We start from the raw sequence: 22,018 nt of genomic DNA on the forward strand, positions 1-22,018 counted from the left end.
GGTTTGTGCGAACCAATTAATCAAAATAAATTTAAATGTTCTTGGGCCTTTGGTCTTCAAAGGCCCAAGCCTTTGTTTGCCGCTTCTTGCAAATCAAACAATTAAAACGAACTTTGAAACTTGGGGTTTGGGGGTTAAACTCCAATGTCCGGGGATTAACCCCCAATGTATTATTTTAGACCAAAAAAGTCAATAACTGCGTTTTTAATAATTTCTGCAAAAACTTCCACATAGTCCCCATTCGTAAATTCATCTACTACTTGAGGATTACTGATAAATTCCATTTCAAATAAAACTGCGGGACTCCTAGTATAAGCCAAAACAGCGAACTCCGCCGTATGAACGCCCCTAAATTTAACCCCATTTACATTCAAATAACTTGCCAATATATTGGCAAACTTCTCACTTTCATCTAGACTGTTTTCTTTATCCGTCACCCATGTTTCTATAAGATTTTTATCAGTATTCAAATCTAAATTTTCCCGGTAGGCTATTCTTCTTGCATATGCGCTTTCTGAAAAATCAAAATAGTAAACCTCTGATCCGTAAACTGAAGAATCTTGAGGATAATCATTCAAGTGTAAACTAATGAATAAATCTGCACCTTTTTCATTAGAAAAAACTGCTCTATCGTGTAAATCAACGTATACATCGTTTGTTCTAGTCAGATAAACGTTAATACTGTAAGGTTTCAAAAGTTCTTGAGCTCTTTTTGCTACTTTTAAAGCAATGTCTTTTTCAAAAGTTTGGTTAGGACCAACAGCTCCCGGATCTATCCCTCCATGACCTGGATCCAAGACCAAAACAGGCAAGGTGATTGTATCTTTAAAAGAAAGGTCTAATATTATTCTATTTTCTTCAATTAATTCTTCCAAATCAGCGGAGTTGTTCAGTTTTACTTGTATCCAAACTTCTGTTGGTGAATAGTGATATGCCTTTATGTAATTGATCTTGTTGTTGTATTCTTCATAGTAATAAGAATCAGGAATTTCGGCACCTTTTATCTTAATTAAATATCCGGATTTATTAACTAATGGGTATATTCCAACATCTTCAGGGCTTGAAGAAAGCTCTATTATTATTCTGGCATCAGTTTTTTGTATGATCGTTTTTATTGAACTTACTTGAGTTAGTGGCAGATTCAAGTAAACAGAAGAATCATTAGAAATGAGTTCTAAGTTGCTCAACTTCGTTATCAACTCTGTAGTTATATAAATTTCTCCATCAACCACTTTTAGATCATTTGGATCGAAACGAATGGATTCGGTGCTGTTAATAATTGCTAAACTATTCTGGGGAAAAATAAAAACGTTCCATTTGCTGTCTTTTACGTAAATCAAAGTATCGTTATATACATCTAAAGTTCTTCCACTCTTTTCAGAAATAACTTTTAAACTAACATATAGATTTTCTCCATCTTCAAAATAGTAAGCCGGATCTACCTCTCTCCATTGAAAATAAAGCGTTTTTGCAAAGGTAGTAAAAGAGAGAAATAAAAAGCCAAAAATTATTAACAGCTGAATTACCCTTTTATTCATCTTTTTATCCCCCTTGATTGATCAGTTAAAATTTCTAATATCTTTTCTGCAATATCGTAATTTGGAAGAACAAAATCCGCATAACCTTCTTGGGCAACAATTTTTGGCATTCCATAAACCACGGAAGTTTCTTTCGACTCTGCTATAACCTTTCCACCGTAATGTTTAACTTTAAATGCCCCTTTCGCACCGTCTCTTCCCATTCCTGTCAGAATAACTGCCAATGAGTTTTCTTTAAAAATTTCAGCAGCCAGATCAAAAGTGAAATCAGCAGAAGGTCGTACATTATTAATTTTATCGCTTTTATCTAAAAACAACTTTATTTTATGGTCCTCCTGTTTTAAACCCAAATGAAAATCCCCTGGAGCAATGTATACAACATTCTTTTGTAAAAATTCTCCCTCCTCAGCTTCTTTTACCTTCAAATTTGAAATTTTATCCAATCTATAAGCTAAAGAAGCTGTGAAACCTGCCGGCATGTGTTGAACAATAATTATTGGAACATTCAAATTTTCAGGTAGTTGCGGAATTATAACATCTAAAGAACGAGGTCCTCCCGTTGAACTTGCTATCAACACAACTTTTTCTCCCAATATATTTACTCTTGCACTTTTCTTTATCTTCTTGCTTCCAACAAAATGGATACTTTTCAATTTTTCGATAGAGACATTCATACTTTCTCTTATCTTTATCAGCAATTCATCTTGAACGTCTCTTATAGTCCAAGAGGTACTTCCAGCCGGTTTTTGAATGAAATCAAAAGCTCCCTTTTCTAAACATTCTATTGTAATAGAGGCTTCTTTTGAAGTCAAACTGCTTACCATAATAACTCTTGTTGGAGATTTTAACATTATCTCACTTAAAGCATCGAGCCCGTTTTTTTTAGGCATTTCAACATCTAAAGTAATCACGTCTGGATTTAAAGACAAAGCTTTTTCTACCGCTTCAATTCCATCTTTGGCTAATCCAACTACTTTCATGTCAGGTTCCTTGTCTATAATATCTTTTAGGACCATTCGCATGAAGGCTGAGTCATCAACTATTAAGACCCTTATTTGATCCAAGTATCTTCCTCCTCATTATTTTTCTGTTTTTTTATATATAAAGCCACATAAATTCAAAAAAAGCAAAAAAACTATTGCTAAAATTATACCATATTTAGGGTTCAGATTGAAAAAAGCATGACCGAAGATAATTATTCCAATTGCAACTGCGAAGATAGAAGTTATAAAAACCGATGCAGCAGAAACATCCTTAATTATCTTTACTGAAGAGCTATAAAAAGGATGAAGAAAATCCAACAGTTTCTCTGCTACGGTATTCACTGTTTCCATAATCAACACTAGCATAACTGTGAATATTAAAAGTATAAACTCAACTTCAGTTAAGTTGGCAAAAATAGCAACAATTAATACTATTAGTCCTATTAAACTTTGTATTCTAAAATTTCTTTGAGATTTATAAATTTCGATGAGCCCTTTCAAAGCATAAGAAAAACTACTTTTTAGACTCCTGTTTTCATTATTTCTATTCATAACCTTTCCCTAATTTTTTATACATTTTAGTTGACTCTAACGGATACCTTTTTTTGCATAAATCATAGCCAATTTTGATGGCTTTTTCATCAATTTCTATGTAATTTTTTGATACGTTCGATTTGACTTCTTCTATAAGACTTTCCAAACTTATTATCTGAGTTACTGAGCAAAGAACCCCTAACCCTATCATATTTGCCACATTTTTGTTTGATAATTCTTCTATAGCTATTTGTGAAGCTGGAACTTTGATTATTTTTTTGGTGATTCTTTCTACATACTGGGGTATATTTTCAACAAATTTTTCATCGTAGAATAAAATACCATTTCTTTTGAGATTCCCAATATGATTTAAACCAACATTATGCATCAAATACAATATATCAAAATTTTTAGCCTCGGGATAATCTATAGGTTCTTGATCAAAGAGCACATCACAATAAGAAAGTCCACCTCTCACCTGTGCACCATAATGTTGAGATTGAACAACCCAAAATCCTTCTTTTACCAGTGCTTTTGCAAATATTATTCCCATTAAGATGTTACCTTGACCGGCTTCTCCGCTGAATCTCACCGAATTAGGCGTACTTATTAAACTACTCATTTCGGTGATACCTCCTGTGAAACCAATTTTTTCCTTAATTTTTCATACCTATCAATGTAGCCTTCTTTTTCAACATTCAGAAATTCACCTATTATTATCTTATCTTTCAAGTCATTTTCATTCATATTTTTGGCTTTGCTCAACATAACAGAGTTATCTTTGAAATATTGCAACATTTGAGTAGGGCTTGTCATTTTGTTGTATCTTCCATAATAAGTATGACAATTTGTGACTATCTCAACAACTGACATACCTTTGTGTTTTAAGGCGTTTTCTATGTATTTAACTGATAACATGTAATGAAAAACGGTGGATCTAGCGACGTAAGTGGCACCAGAAGTTATTGCAAGATTAACTGCATCAAAATTGTTTTCTAAATTCCCATAAGGAGAAGTTGAAGCGTAGGTTCCAGTAGGAGTTTCAGGGGAATATTGTCCGCCTGTCATGCCATAAATAGAATTGTTGAAGATAATAACTGTTAGATCCATATTTCTACGGCAAGCATGAATGAAATGATTCCCACCTATTGCTAGTATATCTCCATCTCCTCCCATTACTACCACATTAAACTCTGGTTTTGCTAATTTAACTCCAGTTGCAAAGGCAACAGCCCTTCCATGGAGTGTGTGCATAGTGTTAAAATCAAGGTACCCAGTCACTCTTGAAGAACATCCTATTCCCGATATAACTGCCACCTTGTTTTTATCTAAACTTAAATTATCCACTGCTTCCACAAAATTTTTCATTATTATTCCATTACCACATCCGGGACACCACACATGAGTCATTCTGTCTTTTCTTAAATACTTAAAATATCTCTCTATAGGCATTTTATCCCACCTTTCAACCTTGGTATTTGATTTTGATCATTCGATAATTTTTGTTTGTATGTTGCACGTATTAAAAAACAATTGTGTTAGACTATCTGGATAGCCTTCTCTATAATAAACCTTCTTGATGCCGGCATTTATTATCAACCTGGCACATACGGAACAAGGTTGATGCGTGATATAAATTGATGCGTTATCAGTACTAATCCCAAATTTAGCGGCTTGCATCAAGGCATTTTGTTCTGCATGAAGACCGTAACAAATTTCTTGGTTTTCTCCACTTTTTATACCTAAGTCGTCTCTTATACAACCTATATCATCGCAGTGAGGAAAACCAGATGGTGGTTGATTGTAACCAGTCGCTAAGATCCTTTTTTCTTTTACTATTACGGCTCCAACCTTTCTATGCAAACAGGTAGACCTTTTACTTACCAAATCCGCCACTTCCATAAAATATTTGTCCCAGTCTTTCCTTTCTTTGAATAAATTGGGATCATTAAAATTTTTATTTTTCAAATAACTTTCAACTTCGTCCTTCTTACCCAAGAAAAAGCCTCCCTTAAATTGAAGATATCTCTAATAACTTCTCAAAAACATACCTTGAAAAATTTAAGCCTTTTGTAGTTAATTTAATAGAATCATCAATAGATATATACCCGTCCAAATTATTTTTTGTCTGATTTAAGACATTATCAACCAAACTTTTAGAAAACCTTTTTACCAAAGAGTCATAAGTTATTCCTCTTGTTAGTCTCAAAGACATAAAAAGGGTCTCTAACAATTCAGTAAACTCATCATTCACATTTTTTGTATCGTATGGAAGTTCATCATCGTTTAATTTTGTAATATACGCTTTAACATCTGAGGTATTCACATATCTCTCGTTGTTGATATGCCCTCCTGCAGAAACCCCAAATCCTACATAATCTAAGTTATACCAATAAAATTGATTGTGAATACATTCTTTGTTGGGTAGGGACCAACTTGAAATTTCATATCTGTTATATTCTAATTTTTCCAATTGATCATAGATATAATCAAGAAGTTCATCTACTAAGTCATCTTCCGGAAGTTTCATTTCCTTGATTTCAAGAAAATGTTTTAAAGGAGTATTGTGTGAAGAATCCAATAAATAATAAGAAATATGAGAGGGTTTCATCTTTTCTATAAACTCTAAATTACTATTAACCGTCTCAAAATTTTCATAAGGTAATCCAAGAATAAAATCCACATTTATATTATCATAAAAAGATGTCAAAAGTTCATAAGATTCTAACCCTTTATTAAAATCATGGGCTCTTCCTACGGTTTTTAATATCTTATCAGAAGTACTTTGGAACCCCATAGATATTCTGTTAATCCCAATTTCCTTGTAAAGTTGTACTTTTTTCTCATCAACACTTTCGGGATTTACCTCTATCGTGAATTCCTCTAAATCAGATAGATCCATATGTTCTTGTAATGAACGAAAGGTTTGCAAAATAAATTCTTTCTCAACAAAAGATGGGGTTCCGCCTCCAAAATAAACCGTTCTAACCTTCCTATCTTTTAATTTTTCACCTTTCCAAGCGATTTCTTTGTATAATGCATTAAAATATTCTTCTTTTAAGGAAAAATCAGTTGTAGACACATAATCACAATAAAGGCATCTCTTCACACAAAAAGGTATGTGTAAATATACTGCAATATAATTAGAATTCAAAAAACAAACTTCCTCCTTTTTCGTTGAACGAAAAAAGTAGAGGCAACTTAAGATTTTCATTATAAAGATAAAATTCGTAAAAAAAGTCTTGACCAAAAGCTATTCTTGTACCAAGATGCAACTGTTGACCGAATACATTCACAGGAATTGAGAATCCAATATTTGGATACCATTTTTGTTGTATCAGTGATGCTCCTATGTCTATCGTATCTACATAGTAACTATCTAGGTTAACAAGAGGAATATTTAAATACAAACCATTTGAATAACCTAAACTAATAGGTATTTCTACAGGCCTAAATATTTGAGCCTTTACTTCAAATAGATTCATATTTTTATTGTTAAAAAGAAATAGATTTCCTATAGCATATGAAGGGGCATTGAACTTAGCTTGAATGAAGTTATATATATCGTGGTCGACATTTTTAACCTCAACTCTTTGAAAATTTTTTACTGTCAAAACTCCTAAAAAATTATTTTCAAGTTTGTACTCGTATCCCACACCAAATTCACTGTTGTATACTGGTACATTTACAAACATTTTAAAAAAAGATTCTCCACTTTTCAATTTTATCGTCCTGTTAAAGATTTTATTTTCTATATATAAAGAGTTGTAATCGGAATAACCGATCTCTAATCCAAAATCTTCAAAAGATGACGTGGACAGTGAAAAGGTTGCTCCTTTATTCTCTATCTCTGGTTCAAAAGGAGTGTAACCTACATAAGATAAGATTACTGTCGAAATAAACATAAAAAACCAGATAAAATACAATTTTCTCAAGGTTCATCACCTCGTGGTGATTATCAATTATCTTCAAGTAATTCTTTGAGTATTTCGTTTGTTTTTTGGGGGTTAGCTTTACCTTTCGTCTCTTTCATAACTTGGCCGACAAAAAATCCCAACAGCTTCTTTTTCCCATTTTTATATTTTTCAACACTATCGGTATTTTCTTTTAAGACATTTTCAATTATTTTTCTTAGTTCATCTTCGTTTTCTATTTGCTTTAAACCTTTCTTTTCAACAATCTGTTTAGGGCTATCACCCGTTCTATACATCTCGGGAAATATATCTTTGGCGATCTTTGTTGAAATTGTATTCGTATCTAAAAGCATTTTTAATTCTGCAAAATGTTCGGGTTTAATTTTTACAGTTTCAATACTATCCTCATTTTCTTTCATCTCTCTTAATAACTCAGTTAAGATAAAATTACTAACAAATTTGGCATCCTTAGCCAATTCTACACATCTTTCATAATAATCAGCTAACTCTTTGTCTGAAGAGAGAATTTGTGCATCATATTCAGGTATATTGTACTGTGAAACAAACCTTTTAGCTTTCTCTTCTGGCATTTCCGGAATGAGTTTTTTAACGGTTTCAATAAGTTCATCGTTCAGAATCAGTATAGGGAGATCTGGTTCGGGAAAATACCTGTAGTCCATTTCCTCTTCTTTTGTTCTCATTGAAAATGTCTCTTTTTTGTTGGCATCCCAACCTCTCGTTTCTTGTATTAACTCTCCACCTTTTTCTAAATTATTGATAATTCTATCTCTTTCATATTCTAACGCTTTTTCTACAAATTTGAATGAGTTTATATTCTTAATCTCTACCCTTTTACTTATTTCTTTGTTTTCTTGGTTGAGAATAGAAATATTTGCATCACATCTCAAGGCTCCTTTTTCCATATCACCCGTTGAAACATCAGCGTACCTAAGCAAATTTCTTAATTTCTCCATAAAAATCCTTGCCTGTTTAGGAGTCTCAATATCCGGTTCTGTTACAATCTCTAAAAGAGGTATACCTGCTCTATTAAAATCTATTAAACTTTCTTGAGCAGAGGAAATTTGATCACCTTCATGAAGCATCTTAGCGGTATCTTCTTCCAAATGCATTCTTCTTATTCTTATCTTTTTGCCTTCAACGTCGATGTATCCACCACTTACTATGGGATGAAAATATTGTGTAATTTGATAACCTTTTGGCAAATCAGGGTAAAAATAATTCTTTCTATCAAACCTAGAAAACTTATTTATCTGCCCATTTAGTATTAATCCAGTTTTTATCGCAAGTTTAAGCGCTTCTTCGTTTAATACCGGCAATGTTCCAGGTTGCCCCGTACACACTGGGCAAATATTAATATTCGGCTCAGCTTCAAAATGTTCTGTACTGCATGAACAAAAGGCTTTAGATTTTGTTAGTAATTGGGCGTGTATTTCCAATCCTATAATGGTTTTATACATAATTTTTCAACTCCCTAGGGGTCTCTTTAAAGAAATTGTCTGCTATAGTTAATAGTTCCTCATCTTTCATGTAGCGACCAATGAATTGTATACCAAAAGGTAACCCTTGGACATCACCAAAGGGAATACTTATGGCAGGTGACCCAGTTAAATTCGCAGGAATTGTAAAAATATCCATTAAATAATAGTCTAAAGGTTTTAACTTTTCCCCTATCTTTGGTGGAAGAACAGGAGATGTGGGGGTCATTATCAAATGATAATCATTCAAAATTTCCTTCATTTTGTTACTCAACAATTTTCTTACTTTTGAGGCCTTTGAGTAATATTGATCATAATAAAGAGAAGAAAGGTTAAAAGTCCCCATCATTATTCTCCTTTTTACCTCTATTCCTAAGCCACCCTCTCTGGTAGCTTTATACATTTTATTTAAACCTAAGGCATGGTTCCTCAATCCGTATTTGACTCCATCGTATCTTGAAAGATTGGATGAGGCTTCAGCAGGAGCTATTATATAATAAATAGCTACTGAATATTCCAGTTCTGGTATATCTTTTATATCAACTTTTGCTCCTTTGCTTCTCAAAAAGTTAATAACCCTTTCAAATTGTTTTATTACATTATCATCTGCATTTTCATGGTAAACAACCTTTGGAATGCAAATTTTAGTTTGGGATAAATCAATATCTACATCTTTTACGAGATCTTTATCATGCTCCAATGTGGTTGAATCCTTGGGATCTTTTCCTTTCATAATTTCTGTAACCGTTCTGACGTCCTTAACATTATTTGCAAAAACACCTATTTGATCCAATGAAGATGAAAAGGCTGTTAAACCGTATCGTGATATCATACCGTATGAAGGCTTAAATCCTACAACACCACAAAAAGCGGCAGGTTGTCTTACCGATCCCCCAGTATCGGATCCCAAAGAAAATGGAACGTATCCTGCTGCTACAGCTGCAGCTGAACCTCCACTACTACCCCCTGGAACCCTGTTTAAATTCTTAGGATTTTTTACAGGTCCAAAGGCTGAATGCTCGTTGGTATTACCCATGGCGAACTCGTCCATATTAGTTTTCCCTACTACTGTAAAACCTGCTTTTAAAAGTTTTTCAACGGCAGTTGCGGTGTAAGGGGAATTATAATTTTCAAGGATTTTAGAACCGTTTGTTGTTTTTGTACCTTCAACTAATATGTTATCCTTGACCAAAAAAGGTATGCCAAAGTAATTGCCATCTTTGTTGCCTTCTACCTTTTCTATTCTTAAAACCGAATTTATTTCTTTATCTCTTTCATAAATCCTTTTGATTCTTTCTTCTATAACATTTTTACCAACCAAATCGTCTAGGGTCAAATATATCACCTCAAAAAAGAGTTTTAATTAAAATATGTAATATCTAAAATCGAATATCAAAAGTAAAATAAAACTTGCAATAATTAATCCGTAAGACAAGTAAGAAAGCGTTCTCCATGTTTGGTAACTCCTCTTCGTGTACCTTATAGGTGTTAACCAGCCAAAGGTAAAACCTATCCCTAATCCTCCTAAATGGGCAAAATTGTTTATATTAGCACCCGGTAAGAATCCCCAGATCACGTTTATTAAGATAATTGGGAGTAGAGCGGTACCTGTTACAGGTCTTAATATAGTAGGGGTATCGTGTCTAAATCCCGCTCCAAAAAGTAGGCCTATCAATCCGAATATTGCACCTGATGCTCCTACAGAGATTGCACTGGGTAAAAATAAGTGGGTTAAAAGATTACCAAAAATACCTGATAACATGTATATAGAAATGAATCTTTCTTTTCCATAAGCCCTTTCAACTAAGTTACCCACGTAAAATAAAGCGATCATATTGAAAAATATGTGAAATAGGCCACCATGAACAAACATTGAAGTAATCAGTCTGAACCATTCTCCAGCTGTGATTAAATTACCTAGTTGGGCACCAAAAAGTATGTATATACGTGGGTTAGAAAAAGCGCTTATACCGCCAAATAAAAACATCATTATAAATATTAAAACATTCAACATTATTAAGTAACTTGTGACATTTCTTTGCATCTCTTTCTCCTTTCTTTATCTATTACTGTCTTTATAAATTCTAAAACTTACTTTAGCACCCCTTCGCCCTGCATCCCACCCACAATTGGATGGGAAGGCTCCGCCCTGTAACCCTTTAAAAATCAAAATTTTATTTTTGAAAATCTTTTTATTACTAAAGTGTCTATTATCTATATCTAGGTCAATCTTATGCCTAGCTTTCTCGAAGTTTGATCCCTTTATTGTTCAAACTTTCTAAAATAGATCTTTCGACTTGATTGACTTCTTCTTCCGTCAAAGTTTTATTTTCTGATCTATAAACTATTGAAACGGTTATACTTGTTTTATCTTCTTCTATGTTTTTTCCTCTGTAAACATCAAAAATTTTAAAATCTTCTACAATATCTGCCACATTTATTATTATTTCTTGAATCTCTTTAAATTCAATGTTTAGTGGAACAATCATAGAATACTCTCTTTTGATAGCAGGAAAATCTACTTTTCTGAATTCTCTTTTTATTTCCTTCTTACCTTCAAATATTTTGTTTAAGTTAATCTCACAGATATATATTGGATCTTTTATTTCGTAATAATTATCGGCTATCACTGGATCAAGTAAACCTAAAAAGCCAACTTCTTCACTGTTAATAAATAAAAGAGCACTTTGTGCTTTCAAAAAACCAGATTGATCGTTTCTTACGTATTCTACTTTTACATGGAATTCATTCAACAAGTTTTCTAAAGCACCTTTTACAGAATAAAATGTAACCTCTCTCTTATCTGTGAAATCATCATTATTTTCTCTTCCCGTAGCCACAAAGGCAAGGTTAGTAAATTCCTTGGCACCTGTCTCACTACCTTTCTCTGCTTGGAAAACTTTATCAATTTCGAACATTTTTATATCTTTTATTTGATTTCTATAATTAAATGAAGCTGAATCCAATAAACCATATATCAATTTGGATGACATGTATTCTAATTCTGAGGAGATAGGATTAATCAATTTTAAATCCAATCCGCTTTCCATCCACATTCTATTGCCATTGTTCAATGGAAAGGTCTTTGCCTCATGATAACCGTTAGCCAACATAATATCCGCTACCTTCTCTTTAAAAGAAACAAAATCTCCCTTACTTCCTATCATTCCATTTAGATTTGGGAAAGCAGACTGTATTTTTGAGTAGCCATAAACTCTACCAACCTCTTCAACAAGATCAATTTCTTGGGTAATATCTGGCCTTTTTGTAGGAATAGAAACCTTCCATTCTTCATCTATTGTATCAAAGGATAAATTCGTTTTCTTGTTTACATCTTCCATTTCCTTCTGGTGTGAACTTTTTTCCACTTTTGTGAAAGGGAAATCTAATTTTTTTAATATTTGTTCAATTTCTTTTTCTGCTAATTCTTTTCCCAATCTATTGTTTATATAACTTTTTTTAATCGATATTTCTTTATTTTTTATAGGTTCGGGATAAATATCCGTTGTAGGTCCGTCTACTTTTCCCCCTGCCAATTCGTTAATCAATTTAATCAATCTACCCATTACCATCTCACTATTGTTTGGATCAACTCCTCTTTCAAAACGATACGAAGAATCAGAGGTTATCTTATGGTAAGTGGAAGACCTTCTTATATTAACAGGATCAAAATGGGCAACTTCTAGTAAGATATCTTTCGTATTTTCGTTGATACCGCTTAATTCTCCCCCCATTATGCCTCCAAGTGCAATTATGTTATCACCGTCGGTTATAAGTGTTTCTGCTCCTTCCATGGTGTACTCTTTACCGTCTAAAAGAAGGATTTTTTCACCTTTTTTAGCTTTTCTAACAATTATTTGATCCCCTATAAGATCTAAATCAAATGCATGGATAGGGTGACCTGTTTCTAACATTACATAGTTCGTTATATCTACAATATTGTTTATACTTCTTATTCCTGATCTTCCCAACCTTTTAACAAGCCACATTGGGGATGGTCCAACTTTTACATCTTTTACAACTGTTGCCATATATCGATTACATTTTTCATATTCTATTCTTACGGGAAACCCGTCACCTTTACTAATTTTTATATACTCAGGTAATTTAAATCCTACACCACAATCTATCGTTTCTAACTCTTTGGCAACACCTAAATAAGAAAGTAAATCAGGTCTATTGGGAAGTATCTCTATCTCTAAAACGTGGTCATACAGATCAAAAAATTTTACAAAATCTGTTCCATTCGGAACATCATCTATTATTCTGTAAATTTTATCCGCATCACTAGATATACCTAATTCCTTCAAAGAACACATCATTCCCTGAGAGATTACTCCCTTGAACTCTCGTTCTTCTATTTTTATATTGTTTGCTAAAGTCGCCCCAGGAAGTGCAACTGGAACTTTTTCTCCAACCTTAACCGTAAGGTCCCCAGTGACTATATTTTTGATCTCTTTCCCCACGTCTATCTTACAAATTACTAAATTATCAGCATTTTCAACTGGGGTTATTTCCTTAATCTCTCCAACTGTTATATTATTAAGATTATTCCCCATTTTTTCAAAACCTTCTACATCTACAGAGTGAAGTTTTATCTCTTTTACTAATTCTTCGATATTTTTTGTGACTTTTATATAATCTTCAAGCCAATTTAAAGATACTTTCATTGTTACCTCCCTCTAAAATTTTGCTTGTCAATGATGGATAGTTGATTATAAACTTTCAATAAATCTTGCATCATTTTTATAAAATTCTCTTATATCTGGAATGTTATATTTCAACATCGCCACTCTTTCAATTCCCATTCCAAAAGCAAAACCTTGCCATACTTTTGGATCGTAATTAACACTTCGAAAAACGTTTGGATGAACTAAACCGGCTCCTAATATTTCTATCCAACCAGTATTTTTACAAACATTACACCCTTTTCCTCCACAAAAGATACAACTGATATCTACCTCAAAACTCGGTTCGGTAAAAGGGAAATAGCTTGGGCGTAACAATATCGAAACTTTATTCCCAAAAAATTTTTGAGCAAAAACTTCAAGATACATTTTTAGATGGGAAACGGAAACATTTCTATCAACATACAACCCTTCTACCTGATGAAAAACGGGGGAATGCGTGGCGTCTAGTTCATCTTTTCTGTATACCCTTCCAGGGGATATTATGGCCAAAGGCGGTTTGCTTTTCAACATAGTTCTCACTTGAACGGGAGAAGTATGCGTTCTTAATAGCTTTTCTTTGTCCAAAGATAAATAAAAAGTATCCTGCATTTCTCTGGCAGGATGCCATTCAGGGGTATTAAGCGCATCAAAATTGTACCAAGAATTCTCTATTTCTGGACCTTCAGCTACTGAAAAACCCATTCCAATGAATATTTCTTCTATTTCTTTCCTTGTTTTTGTGATTAAATTTTCTTTCCCAACCTTTCTACGAGCCCCAGGAATCGTAATATCAACCCAGTTTTTTTTCTCCTTTTCTTCCCTTTCCTTTTCTTCCAACTCACTCAACTTTTCATCAAAAATAGTTCCTAATTCTTCTTTCAATTCATTTACACTTTTACCATACTCTTTTTTTAATTCTACATCGTCGATATCTTTAAGATTGTTCATTAGAGACTTGATTAAACCTTTTTTACCTAAATATTTAGATTTTAGATTTTGAAATTCTTGCATATTTGTTATTTCTTGTAGTTCTCTTTTTAAAGTACCTATGATTTCATCTTTGTCTATTATTAAAGCCATCAAAATCCTCCTAAATTTTAAAAATCTAGCTGTTGCCCTGTAGCCCTTTTAAAATCAAAATCTTATTTCAAAAAATCGCTTTTTTCTAAAATATCAATTGAAAAAATCTTTTGATTCATATACGATAGGTTCTCCCAACATATTAACTACCTTGTCAGTGGTTGCTTGTAATAGTTCCACAGAATCACTTATCACCAATATACTGCAATCCTTTTTATAATAAGAAATAATCATTGAAATGTCAGAAAGCTCATCGTAGTTAATATCACACTTTCTAGCTCCTATAAATATCAAATGACGCCTTTTAGGTTTGTTTTTAAGTATGTTGTATATGCTATCTTTCCAAATTTGAGGAACCACTATATGTGTAAAAGATCTTCCCACCCAATTTATTCCGTTTGCAAGAAATCCATTTATTTTAACTTCTTTTGCGTACTTTTCAGGTTCTGAAATTAACTTAAAGAAATATGAGGTCATTAATTCCGTATTAGTGGTATATAACCCTAACGAATTCCCTTTTTCCAACTTAATTTCTGGGAAGGTGATAGAAGGTTTTACAATATCTAAAATGATGCTATTTGAAATTTCTTCTTCAATCACCTTGCACACCTCTTTTTATTGTTTTTCGAATCTCGTCGATTACTTTCTTAGTATCGATCTTTTCAATTTTAGTCGCATCAAGAGTCGAAAAAGTATCGTTACTTAGATACAACAAGGGTTTTAAATTTTCTAATGATCCTTCATTTTTGTGCAAAGCAATCACTTTTCCAACAACTAATTCATGATCTCCGACAGTAAAAGAATTTTCTAACGTGCATTCCATTGAAAAATAACCATCAACAATATAGGGGGAATTTACGAATTCAGAATCTTTCACCTTAACTCCTGCTGCCGAGAGCTTATCACCTTCTCTTGCAGAAATCCGTCCAACTTTTACGGATAACTCCGATTTCTCATACGGTAAAAAACTGACTGTAAATTCTTTTTCCTTAATTAACATGGGGTAAGTATATCTTTGTTTTTTAATAGCAAATCCAAACAGAGGTGGATTTGACGAAAGGGGTGTACTCCAAGCCACAGTCATCGAATTAACAAAAGAACCACTCTTAATAGTGACCAAGCACACAGGCATAACGATATTTTCACTGAATCGATTAATATTCACACTTATCCCTCCAGAAGAAAATTATACCATAACAATAGAAAAATCTGACATTTTTATTGACAATTTGAAAAAAAGAGTTATAATATAAATATCGTCTTTCGATATCGATATTAGATATATGGAGGGAATAATTTTGATTGAATTTAAAAATGTTTCAAAAAAATTCCAAGATAAGTACATCCTAAGAAATTTTAATCTCAAAGTTCAAGAAAGGAGTAAAACACTTATTTTTGGAAAATCTGGAATTGGAAAGACCACTATTTTTAGACTACTTTTAGGATTCATAAAACCAGACGAAGGACAATTACTATACAAAAATGAAGAGTTGAATGGTAAAAATGTATGGGATTTAAGAAGAGATGCTGTGTATATTGGGCAGGAATTAGATATTGCTGATGGAACCGTAAGAGAAATAATTCGTACTATATTGAATTATAAAATAAATCTTAAAAAATCTTTCAATGAATCAGAATTACTAAAATTATTCGATTTTTTTGAACTACACGAAAATATTTTAGATAAAGATTTCCAATCACTTTCAGGTGGAGAAAAACAAAGAGTTTTGATATCTATCTTTACATTTTTAAACAAAAAGTTATACTTATTGGATGAGATTACCTCTTCTCTGGATAGAGAGATGAAAAATAAAGTCATAGAATATTTACTATCAAAAAAAGAGTGGACTTTGATTGCAATATCTCATGATCAAGAATGGTTAAATAAAGAAGGTTTGAATATAATAGAGATGGGAGGGAATAATAATGGAACCTACAACTGATATTTCTTTATTTTCACTTGCAATGGCTTATTTATTAATATTTTTCCCCATTATCTTGAGTTATATTTTTAATTTAAAAATAACTCGAGATACTTTAATTTCAACGATCAGGATGAGCATCCAGCTTTTCATCATGTCTTTAATTTTAGTATATCTTTTCCAATTTGATTATACATGGTTGAATATAGGCTGGCTATTTTTTATGATCTCTTTTGCTGTATTTCGAGTGATTGGTAGTAGCGGTTTAAATTTCAAAAGGTTCATTTGGCCTGTATTCTTTGCCCTTGCTATTTCAAATTTTATTGTACTTTTTTACTTTGATTTTATAATTTTAAGATTGAACAACATTTTCACAGCAAGATATTTCGTTGTCCTTGGCGGAATGCTCTTAGGTAACGCTTTAACAGGAGATATTATTGGAATTAGTAATTTTTACAAAGATATAGAAAGAAATAAACAGAGATATTTTTTTGCTTTGGGAAATGGGGCTACCGTTTATGAAGCCACACTTCCATATTTAAGGAACGCATTGATATCTGCTCTTAGACCAACCATAGCAAGCATGGCTACAGTTGGAATCGTGTATCTACCTGGAATGATGACAGGTCAGATTTTGGGAGGGGCGTCTCCACAAACAGCTATAAAATACCAAATCGCCATATATGTAGCTATTTTAACGTCGGTCTCTCTTTCCGTAACCCTAACAATATTATTCACAATGAAAAGTAGCTTCGATGAGTATGGGATACTTCGCGAAGATATCTTTAAAAAATAAACAAAGGAAGGTGCTCTAAAACGAAAAAAACGGCTATCGGTTTTATAGTTGCTATGGGAATTGTGAGTTTATTTGCAGATATCACACATGAAGGGGCAAGAAGTTTAATCGGTCCGTATTTAGGTTTATTAGGAGCGAGTGCAACTGCGGTGGGAATCATTTCAGGTTTAGGCGAGTTCATAGGTTACGGTTTGAGATTGTTAACTGGTTATTTAAGTGATAAAACTCGTAGATATTGGCTTTTCACTTTTTTAGGGTATGGGATGGATTTATTCGCGGTTCCTTTATTGGCTCTTGCCGGAAGATGGGAAATAGCAGCTATGCTAATAATTATGGAAAGAACAGGAAAAGCTATAAGAAAGCCTTCGAAAGATACCCTTATGTCTTATGCAGCGCGAAATGTGGGAAGTGGTAAAGGATTTGCCATAGCAGAGGTCCTTGATCAAATTGGAGCTGTCTCAGGACCTGTTATTTTAAGTTTGATTCTATTATTCAAGTCAGGGGATGAGTTAGCAAACTACCGATTCGCATTTGCAATATTATTGATACCTGCATTGATTACTTTAATCTTGCTGTTAATTAGTAGATTGAACTTTCCACAACCCGAGAAATTTGAAGTGAAAGAGGAGATGATTAACTTTGAGGGGATCTCAAAATCGTACTGGTTGTACTTAGTAGCCATCTCCTTAATTGCAGCAGGTTTCGCAGATTTTCCTTTGTTGGCGTTCCATTTTCAAAGAATTGATATTTTCAGTCCAACTATGATACCTTTTATGTATGCGATAGCTATGGGAGTTGATGCTGTTTCTGCATTGATCTTTGGTTTGTTTTACGATAAAGTAGGAGTTACCAGCCTCATAATTGCTTCCAGTCTCTCAATATTCTTTTCTCCCTTTTCATTTTTATCTAACTCTTCATTGGTAGTGATCTTAGGCGTTATTTTGTGGGGAATCGGAATGGGAGCCCAAGAATCGATTTTAAAATCTGTTGTAGCCGATATTGTCACCCCTGAGAAAAGAGGAACCGCATATGGTTTTTTTAACGCTATCTTCGGCTTTTTTTGGTTCATAGGTAGTGCTATTATGGGGGTCTTGTATGATCATACAATCGTTAGTTTGGTTATCTTTTCCATGATAGTAGAAAGTGCCGCTGTTTTTACTCTTTTCCTTCTCAAATCTAAACTTGGTAATGCAGTTAATTAAAACGAAAGGGGGAAAATAGTCATAAAAGAATCAAACGATCGCATTAAAATGAATAAATATTTAAATAAAATCTTGAATGGTTTAATTCAAATACATATATTGCACCATGCACAAAAAGCTCCAATCTATGGAAGCTGGATGATTTCTGAGTTAAAAAGGCACGGTTACAATATAAGCCCAGGTACTTTGTATCCCTTACTACACAAGATGGAAAAAGAAAATCTTCTCACTAAAAGAACTGAAATAGTAGAAGGTAAAAAAAGGATATATTACTCTATTACAAGCCAAGGAGAAAATCTATTAAAGGAATTAAAAGCAAAAGTAAAAGAACTATTTCATGAAATAATATAATTATATAAAAAAGGTGAGCTTTGCCTTTACGTTCACATTCAACAACTTATGATATAATTAAAAAACATAAAAAAAAACGGGGAGAAAATCAAGAGAGGGAGGGCAAAATTGTGAATTTACAGGAGTATGTTTTAAGCAAGGCAAAAAAGGCTAAAGATACTTCAAGAAACTTTAGCTCAACTTCTGAAACGGATAAGATCAAAATTCTTAACTATATTTCGGAAGAGCTAATGGCCAATAAAAACTATATAATATCAGAAAACCAAAAGGATGTCGAAGTTGCTAAAAACACTGGGATGTCAAGCAGTCTTTTAGATAGGCTGTTACTGAACGAAGAAAGAATCACCAAAATGGCTAAAGGTGTGCAAAAAGTGGCACAACTTCAAAGTAGTGTTGGTAACATCTCTAAAATGTGGAAAAGGCCAAACGGATTGATGATTGGAAAGATGGTAGTCCCTTTAGGGGTAATCGCCATTATATATGAAAGCAGGCCAAATGTAACAGTAGATGCAGCAGCATTATGTATAAAATCGGGTAACTGTGTAGTATTAAGAGGTGGTTCTGAAGCGATTCATTCTAACAACGCTTTGGTGAAGATTATCCATCAAGCTATTGAAAAAGCTGGTTTTTCAAAGGATATAGTGCAGTTCATTGAGGTTATAGATAGAAAAGCTGTTGATGAATTGATGAAACTATACGAATACATCGATGTGCTGATACCTCGAGGCGGTCCATCTTTAATTAAAAATACGGTTGAAAATTCTATGATCCCTGTTATACAAACGGGGGCGGGGAACTGTCACGTGTATGTTGATAAACAAGCCGATCTTGAAAAGGCACTTAAAATCGTTGAAAACGCTAAAATGAGCAGACCCTCCGTCTGTAACGCAGCAGAAAAATTATTGGTCCACAAAGATATCGCAGAAGAGTTTCTACCAAAAATATACTCAATCTTTGAAAAGAAAGTAGAATTAAGAGGCTGCGAAAAAACCTTGAAAATAATACCTCAAATGAAACCGGCACAAGAAGAAGATTGGTCAACTGAATATTTAGATTACATAATGGCAGTTAAAATAGTTGATAGTACTGAAGAAGCCATAAATCAAATAAACAAGTACAGTACAAAGCATTCTGAAGCAATTATAACCGAGAATTATACTACCGCGCAAAAATTCTTAAACGAAATAGATTCTGCAGCCGTTTACGTCAATGCTTCAACGAGATTTACCGATGGTGAAGAGTTCGGTTTCGGCTCGGAAATGGGTATAAGTACACAAAAATTGCATGTTCGAGGACCGATTGGAATCAACGAGTTAACAACCACCAAATACATTATCTTGGGAAACGGGCAGGTTAGATAGTATGGATGAAAAACTGTGTGTGATAGGTTTGGGAAAAATGGGAAGCACGTTAGTAAAAGGTTTAATCCAAACAAAAACACTTAAAAGAGAACAAATAATCGGAACAGATGTCTTTGAATACGATTCTGAAAGAAATTCTAATTACTGTGACATAAAAACTATGTCCGATAATGCAAAAGCGGTGAAAGAATCTGACATCGTTCTTTTAGCGGTGAAACCGCAAGTAATAGATGAAGTATTGGAGGAAATAAGTCCTTTTTGTGAAAACAAGATAGTTATATCAATAGCTGCAGGAGTAAGTTTGCGCCATTTGGATAAAGCTTTACCAGTTTCATCAAAGATAATAAGAGCCATGCCCAACACCCCTATTTTAGTTGGTGAAGGCGTTATTGCTATAAGTAAAAAGAAGAACGTTGACGAAAATGATTTGAGAACGGTTAAGAAGATTTTGGAAAGTGTTGGAAAGGTATATTTGGTTGAAGAATATATGATGGACGCGATAACAGCTTTAAGTGGGAGCGGACCGGCATATGTCTATATTATGATAGAGGCTTTATCCGACGGTGGTGTTCTAATGGGTTTACCTAGAGAGCTTTCCACTGAATTTGCCGCAAGAACTTTACTTGGCGCTGCAAGAATGGTTTTAGAAACACAGAAACACCCTGGAGAGTTAAAAGATATGGTTACTTCCCCAGGAGGTACATCAATAAAAGGAATAGAAGTTTTAGAATCTCATGGTTTACGAGGCATCCTTATGGACGCTGTAAAAGAAGCAACTATACGGTCAAAAGAACTGAATTCACAAAGAGGTGTTGATATTGATTGAAAGGTACTCTCTTTCTCCAATTAAAGACATTTGGACTTTAGATGCCCAATACGAAAGATGGCTTGAAGTAGAAGTAGCTGTAACAGAAGCCTTTGAAGAACTGAACCTTGCTCCCAAAGGTACATCCCAAAATATTCGACAAAAAGCAAAATTAGACGTTCAAAAAATATTAAACACAGAAAAAATAGTGGATCATGACGTGATAGCCTTTATAAAAGTGGTAACTGAAGATATGGGAGATGAGGCAAGATACTTTCACAAAGGCTTAACATCGTCGGATGTTGTCGATACAGCTTTATCGTTAGCTATAAAAAGGGCAGGAGAGACTATTCTTGATGAGCTAACTAAATACATAGCTAATCTCAAAAAACTAGCTGTGGATCACAAGTATACTATTATAGTTGGAAGAACCCATGGGGTACACGCTGAGCCAACATCTTTTGGATTAAAAATTTTAGGATTTGTTGCGGAAGAAGAGAGAAACAAAGAAAGATTAGAAAAGGCTATAGATAACATTTCCCAAGGAAAACTCAGCGGAGCGGTTGGAAATTATGCTAACATAGAACCAAAAGTAGAGGAAATCGCTTTGAAAAAACTCAACCTCAGACCTTGTAAAGTATCTACTCAAGTTTTACCAAGGGATCTTCACGCTGAATTTTTCAGTGTTTTAGCTATGATAGGAAGCGGTATAGAAAGACTTGCTATAGAAATCAGGCACCTTCAAAAAACAGAGGTCCTGGAAATAGAAGAACCTTTTAAAAAAGGGCAACGGGGTTCTTCAGCGATGCCCCATAAGAAAAACCCCATATTGTGTGAAAGGTTGACGGGGATGTCAAGAATGCTAAGATCTTACTTATCTTCTGCTTATGAAAATATCTCCTTATGGCACGAAAGAGATATTTCTCATTCGTCTGTAGAAAGAGTGTTTATACCGGATGCAACAATGCTTACTTACTACATGTTGAATAAAGCAAATTACTTAGTTGAAAACTTAGTTGTTCACAAAGATAGAATGAAAGAAAACATAGAAAAATCGTATAATTTAATTTATTCTCAACGGGTGTTGCTAAAGTTAGTTGAATTAGGGGTAAGTAGAGAGGAAGCTTATAAAATAGTTCAAGAAAACGCTATGAAAGCTTGGAATGAAAGGCGTGATTTTAAAGCAATTTTATTGGAAGATAACAGAGTAAATGCAAAATTTTCTGAGAAAGAAGCCTTTGAAGATATATTTTCGCCTGATTATTATCTAAAAAATATAAACAAAATTTACGAAAGGTTTGAACTTTAAGGGTGGGGAGCGGGGCAAAAGGCAAAGAACTTTTATCCTTATGGGTGGGGAGCGGGG

22 protein-coding genes are annotated in these 22,018 nt (G+C 33.5%); 7 read left to right on the plus strand and 15 right to left on the minus strand.

What is annotated here, in order from left to right; genetic code table 11:
- Window positions 1-170: 170 nt before the first annotated feature.
- The 15 genes from X927_RS02345 to X927_RS02415 all read right to left on the minus strand — a co-directional run bounded on the left by X927_RS02345 (window position 171) and on the right by X927_RS02415 (window position 15,380).
- Window positions 171-1,538 carry an N-acetylmuramoyl-L-alanine amidase family protein gene (locus tag X927_RS02345; RefSeq protein WP_103076504.1) on the minus strand — a complete coding sequence of 456 codons (1,368 nt, stop codon included), beginning with the start codon at window positions 1,536-1,538 and terminating at the stop codon, window positions 171-173.
- Entirely contained in the window at window positions 1,535-2,560 is a 1,026-nt protein-coding gene (locus tag X927_RS02350) for a protein-glutamate methylesterase/protein-glutamine glutaminase (protein ID WP_425440361.1), read from the minus strand. The genes X927_RS02345 and X927_RS02350 overlap by 4 nt, the downstream gene beginning before the upstream one ends.
- A 57-nt stretch (window positions 2,561-2,617) precedes the next feature.
- Window positions 2,618-3,073 (minus strand): diacylglycerol kinase family protein, encoded by a 456-nt coding sequence (locus X927_RS02355; RefSeq protein WP_103076506.1) that lies wholly within the window; start codon window positions 3,071-3,073, stop codon window positions 2,618-2,620.
- A complete protein-coding gene (locus X927_RS02360) occupies window positions 3,066-3,677 on the minus strand; it encodes a 2-oxoacid:ferredoxin oxidoreductase subunit gamma family protein (RefSeq protein WP_103076507.1) in 612 nt (203 codons plus the stop codon). The genes X927_RS02355 and X927_RS02360 overlap by 8 nt, the downstream gene beginning before the upstream one ends.
- Window positions 3,674-4,507, minus strand: coding sequence for a 2-oxoacid:ferredoxin oxidoreductase subunit beta (locus tag X927_RS02365; RefSeq protein WP_103076508.1), 834 nt, complete (start codon window positions 4,505-4,507; stop codon window positions 3,674-3,676). Before X927_RS02365 ends, X927_RS02360 begins: the two co-directional genes overlap by 4 nt.
- 36 nt (window positions 4,508-4,543) lie before the next feature.
- Complete coding sequence (locus X927_RS02370; protein WP_211287791.1) at window positions 4,544-5,053, minus strand: deoxycytidylate deaminase; 510 nt, start codon at window positions 5,051-5,053, stop codon at window positions 4,544-4,546.
- A gap of 13 nt (window positions 5,054-5,066) precedes the next feature.
- The gene (gene hemW / locus X927_RS02375) at window positions 5,067-6,209 is read right to left on the minus strand and encodes a radical SAM family heme chaperone HemW (protein ID WP_169925098.1); all 1,143 of its coding nucleotides are present in this window, start codon (window positions 6,207-6,209) and stop codon (window positions 5,067-5,069) included.
- Entirely contained in the window at window positions 6,199-6,990 is a 792-nt protein-coding gene (locus X927_RS02380) for a hypothetical protein (protein ID WP_103076510.1), read from the minus strand. Before X927_RS02380 ends, hemW begins: the two co-directional genes overlap by 11 nt.
- A gap of 23 nt (window positions 6,991-7,013) precedes the next feature.
- Window positions 7,014-8,450 carry an Asp-tRNA(Asn)/Glu-tRNA(Gln) amidotransferase subunit GatB gene (gene gatB, locus X927_RS02385; RefSeq protein WP_169925101.1) on the minus strand — a complete coding sequence of 479 codons (1,437 nt, stop codon included), beginning with the start codon at window positions 8,448-8,450 and terminating at the stop codon, window positions 7,014-7,016.
- Window positions 8,440-9,810 (minus strand): Asp-tRNA(Asn)/Glu-tRNA(Gln) amidotransferase subunit GatA, encoded by a 1,371-nt coding sequence (gene gatA, locus X927_RS02390; RefSeq protein ID WP_425440360.1) that lies wholly within the window; start codon window positions 9,808-9,810, stop codon window positions 8,440-8,442. The genes gatB and gatA overlap by 11 nt, the downstream gene beginning before the upstream one ends.
- 18 nt (window positions 9,811-9,828) lie before the next feature.
- Window positions 9,829-10,509 (minus strand): rhomboid family intramembrane serine protease, encoded by a 681-nt coding sequence (locus X927_RS02395; RefSeq protein ID WP_103076513.1) that lies wholly within the window; start codon window positions 10,507-10,509, stop codon window positions 9,829-9,831.
- Between the two features lie 193 nt (window positions 10,510-10,702).
- Window positions 10,703-13,135, minus strand: coding sequence for a phenylalanine--tRNA ligase subunit beta (gene pheT / locus X927_RS02400; protein WP_103076514.1), 2,433 nt, complete (start codon window positions 13,133-13,135; stop codon window positions 10,703-10,705).
- Window positions 13,136-13,180: 45 nt separating this feature from the next.
- A complete protein-coding gene (locus X927_RS02405; protein WP_103076515.1) occupies window positions 13,181-14,215 on the minus strand; it encodes a phenylalanine--tRNA ligase subunit alpha in 1,035 nt (344 codons plus the stop codon).
- 93 nt (window positions 14,216-14,308) lie between these two features.
- Entirely contained in the window at window positions 14,309-14,815 is a 507-nt protein-coding gene (locus X927_RS02410; RefSeq protein WP_103076516.1) for a hypothetical protein, read from the minus strand.
- Window positions 14,808-15,380: a flavin reductase family protein gene (locus tag X927_RS02415; protein WP_103076517.1), complete on the minus strand. Its 573-nt coding sequence runs from the start codon at window positions 15,378-15,380 to the stop codon at window positions 14,808-14,810. The genes X927_RS02410 and X927_RS02415 overlap by 8 nt, the downstream gene beginning before the upstream one ends.
- A 133-nt stretch (window positions 15,381-15,513) precedes the next feature.
- Here X927_RS02415 and X927_RS02420 point away from each other — a divergent pair, with 133 nt between their 5' ends.
- From X927_RS02420 to purB, 7 genes are all read left to right on the plus strand, one after another.
- Entirely contained in the window at window positions 15,514-16,158 is a 645-nt protein-coding gene (locus tag X927_RS02420) for an ABC transporter ATP-binding protein (RefSeq protein ID WP_169925099.1), read from the plus strand.
- The gene (locus X927_RS02425; RefSeq protein WP_103076519.1) at window positions 16,142-16,933 is read left to right on the plus strand and encodes an ABC transporter permease; all 792 of its coding nucleotides are present in this window, start codon (window positions 16,142-16,144) and stop codon (window positions 16,931-16,933) included. The genes X927_RS02420 and X927_RS02425 overlap by 17 nt, the downstream gene beginning before the upstream one ends.
- Window positions 16,934-16,986: 53 nt before the next feature.
- Window positions 16,987-18,135 (plus strand): MFS transporter, encoded by a 1,149-nt coding sequence (locus X927_RS02430; protein WP_103076520.1) that lies wholly within the window; start codon window positions 16,987-16,989, stop codon window positions 18,133-18,135.
- 48 nt (window positions 18,136-18,183) lie between these two features.
- A complete protein-coding gene (locus X927_RS02435) occupies window positions 18,184-18,486 on the plus strand; it encodes a PadR family transcriptional regulator (protein ID WP_103076521.1) in 303 nt (100 codons plus the stop codon).
- A 110-nt stretch (window positions 18,487-18,596) separates the two neighbouring features.
- Window positions 18,597-19,847 carry a glutamate-5-semialdehyde dehydrogenase gene (locus X927_RS02440; protein ID WP_103076522.1) on the plus strand — a complete coding sequence of 417 codons (1,251 nt, stop codon included), beginning with the start codon at window positions 18,597-18,599 and terminating at the stop codon, window positions 19,845-19,847.
- Between the two features lies 1 nt (window position 19,848).
- The gene (gene proC / locus X927_RS02445; protein ID WP_103076523.1) at window positions 19,849-20,673 is read left to right on the plus strand and encodes a pyrroline-5-carboxylate reductase; all 825 of its coding nucleotides are present in this window, start codon (window positions 19,849-19,851) and stop codon (window positions 20,671-20,673) included.
- The gene (gene purB, locus X927_RS02450; RefSeq protein ID WP_169925100.1) at window positions 20,666-21,961 is read left to right on the plus strand and encodes an adenylosuccinate lyase; all 1,296 of its coding nucleotides are present in this window, start codon (window positions 20,666-20,668) and stop codon (window positions 21,959-21,961) included. The genes proC and purB overlap by 8 nt, the downstream gene beginning before the upstream one ends.
- The last annotated feature ends 57 nt before the right edge of the window (window positions 21,962-22,018 follow it).

The organism is Petrotoga mexicana DSM 14811 (assembly GCF_002895565.1).
Lineage (GTDB): Bacteria > Thermotogota > Thermotogae > Petrotogales > Petrotogaceae > Petrotoga > Petrotoga mexicana.

What these genes read in the sequence shown, in the direction of transcription:
- X927_RS02350 (WP_425440361.1), bottom strand. Translation starts at nt 2,560, where the DNA reads ATGCGAATGGTCCTAAAAGATATTATAGACAAGGAACCTGACATGAAA.
- X927_RS02430 (WP_103076520.1), top strand. Translation starts at nt 16,987, where the DNA reads ATGGGAATTGTGAGTTTATTTGCAGATATCACACATGAAGGGGCAAGA.
- X927_RS02365 (WP_103076508.1), bottom strand. Translation starts at nt 4,507, where the DNA reads ATGCCTATAGAGAGATATTTTAAGTATTTAAGAAAAGACAGAATGACT.
- X927_RS02405 (WP_103076515.1), bottom strand. Translation starts at nt 14,215, where the DNA reads ATGGCTTTAATAATAGACAAAGATGAAATCATAGGTACTTTAAAAAGA.
- X927_RS02360 (WP_103076507.1), bottom strand. Translation starts at nt 3,677, where the DNA reads ATGAGTAGTTTAATAAGTACGCCTAATTCGGTGAGATTCAGCGGAGAA.
- X927_RS02435 (WP_103076521.1), top strand. Translation starts at nt 18,184, where the DNA reads ATGAATAAATATTTAAATAAAATCTTGAATGGTTTAATTCAAATACAT.
- pheT (WP_103076514.1), bottom strand. Translation starts at nt 13,135, where the DNA reads ATGAAAGTATCTTTAAATTGGCTTGAAGATTATATAAAAGTCACAAAA.
- X927_RS02355 (WP_103076506.1), bottom strand. Translation starts at nt 3,073, where the DNA reads ATGAATAGAAATAATGAAAACAGGAGTCTAAAAAGTAGTTTTTCTTAT.
- X927_RS02395 (WP_103076513.1), bottom strand. Translation starts at nt 10,509, where the DNA reads ATGCAAAGAAATGTCACAAGTTACTTAATAATGTTGAATGTTTTAATA.
- proC (WP_103076523.1), top strand. Translation starts at nt 19,849, where the DNA reads ATGGATGAAAAACTGTGTGTGATAGGTTTGGGAAAAATGGGAAGCACG.
- X927_RS02345 (WP_103076504.1), bottom strand. Translation starts at nt 1,538, where the DNA reads ATGAATAAAAGGGTAATTCAGCTGTTAATAATTTTTGGCTTTTTATTT.
- X927_RS02425 (WP_103076519.1), top strand. Translation starts at nt 16,142, where the DNA reads ATGGAACCTACAACTGATATTTCTTTATTTTCACTTGCAATGGCTTAT.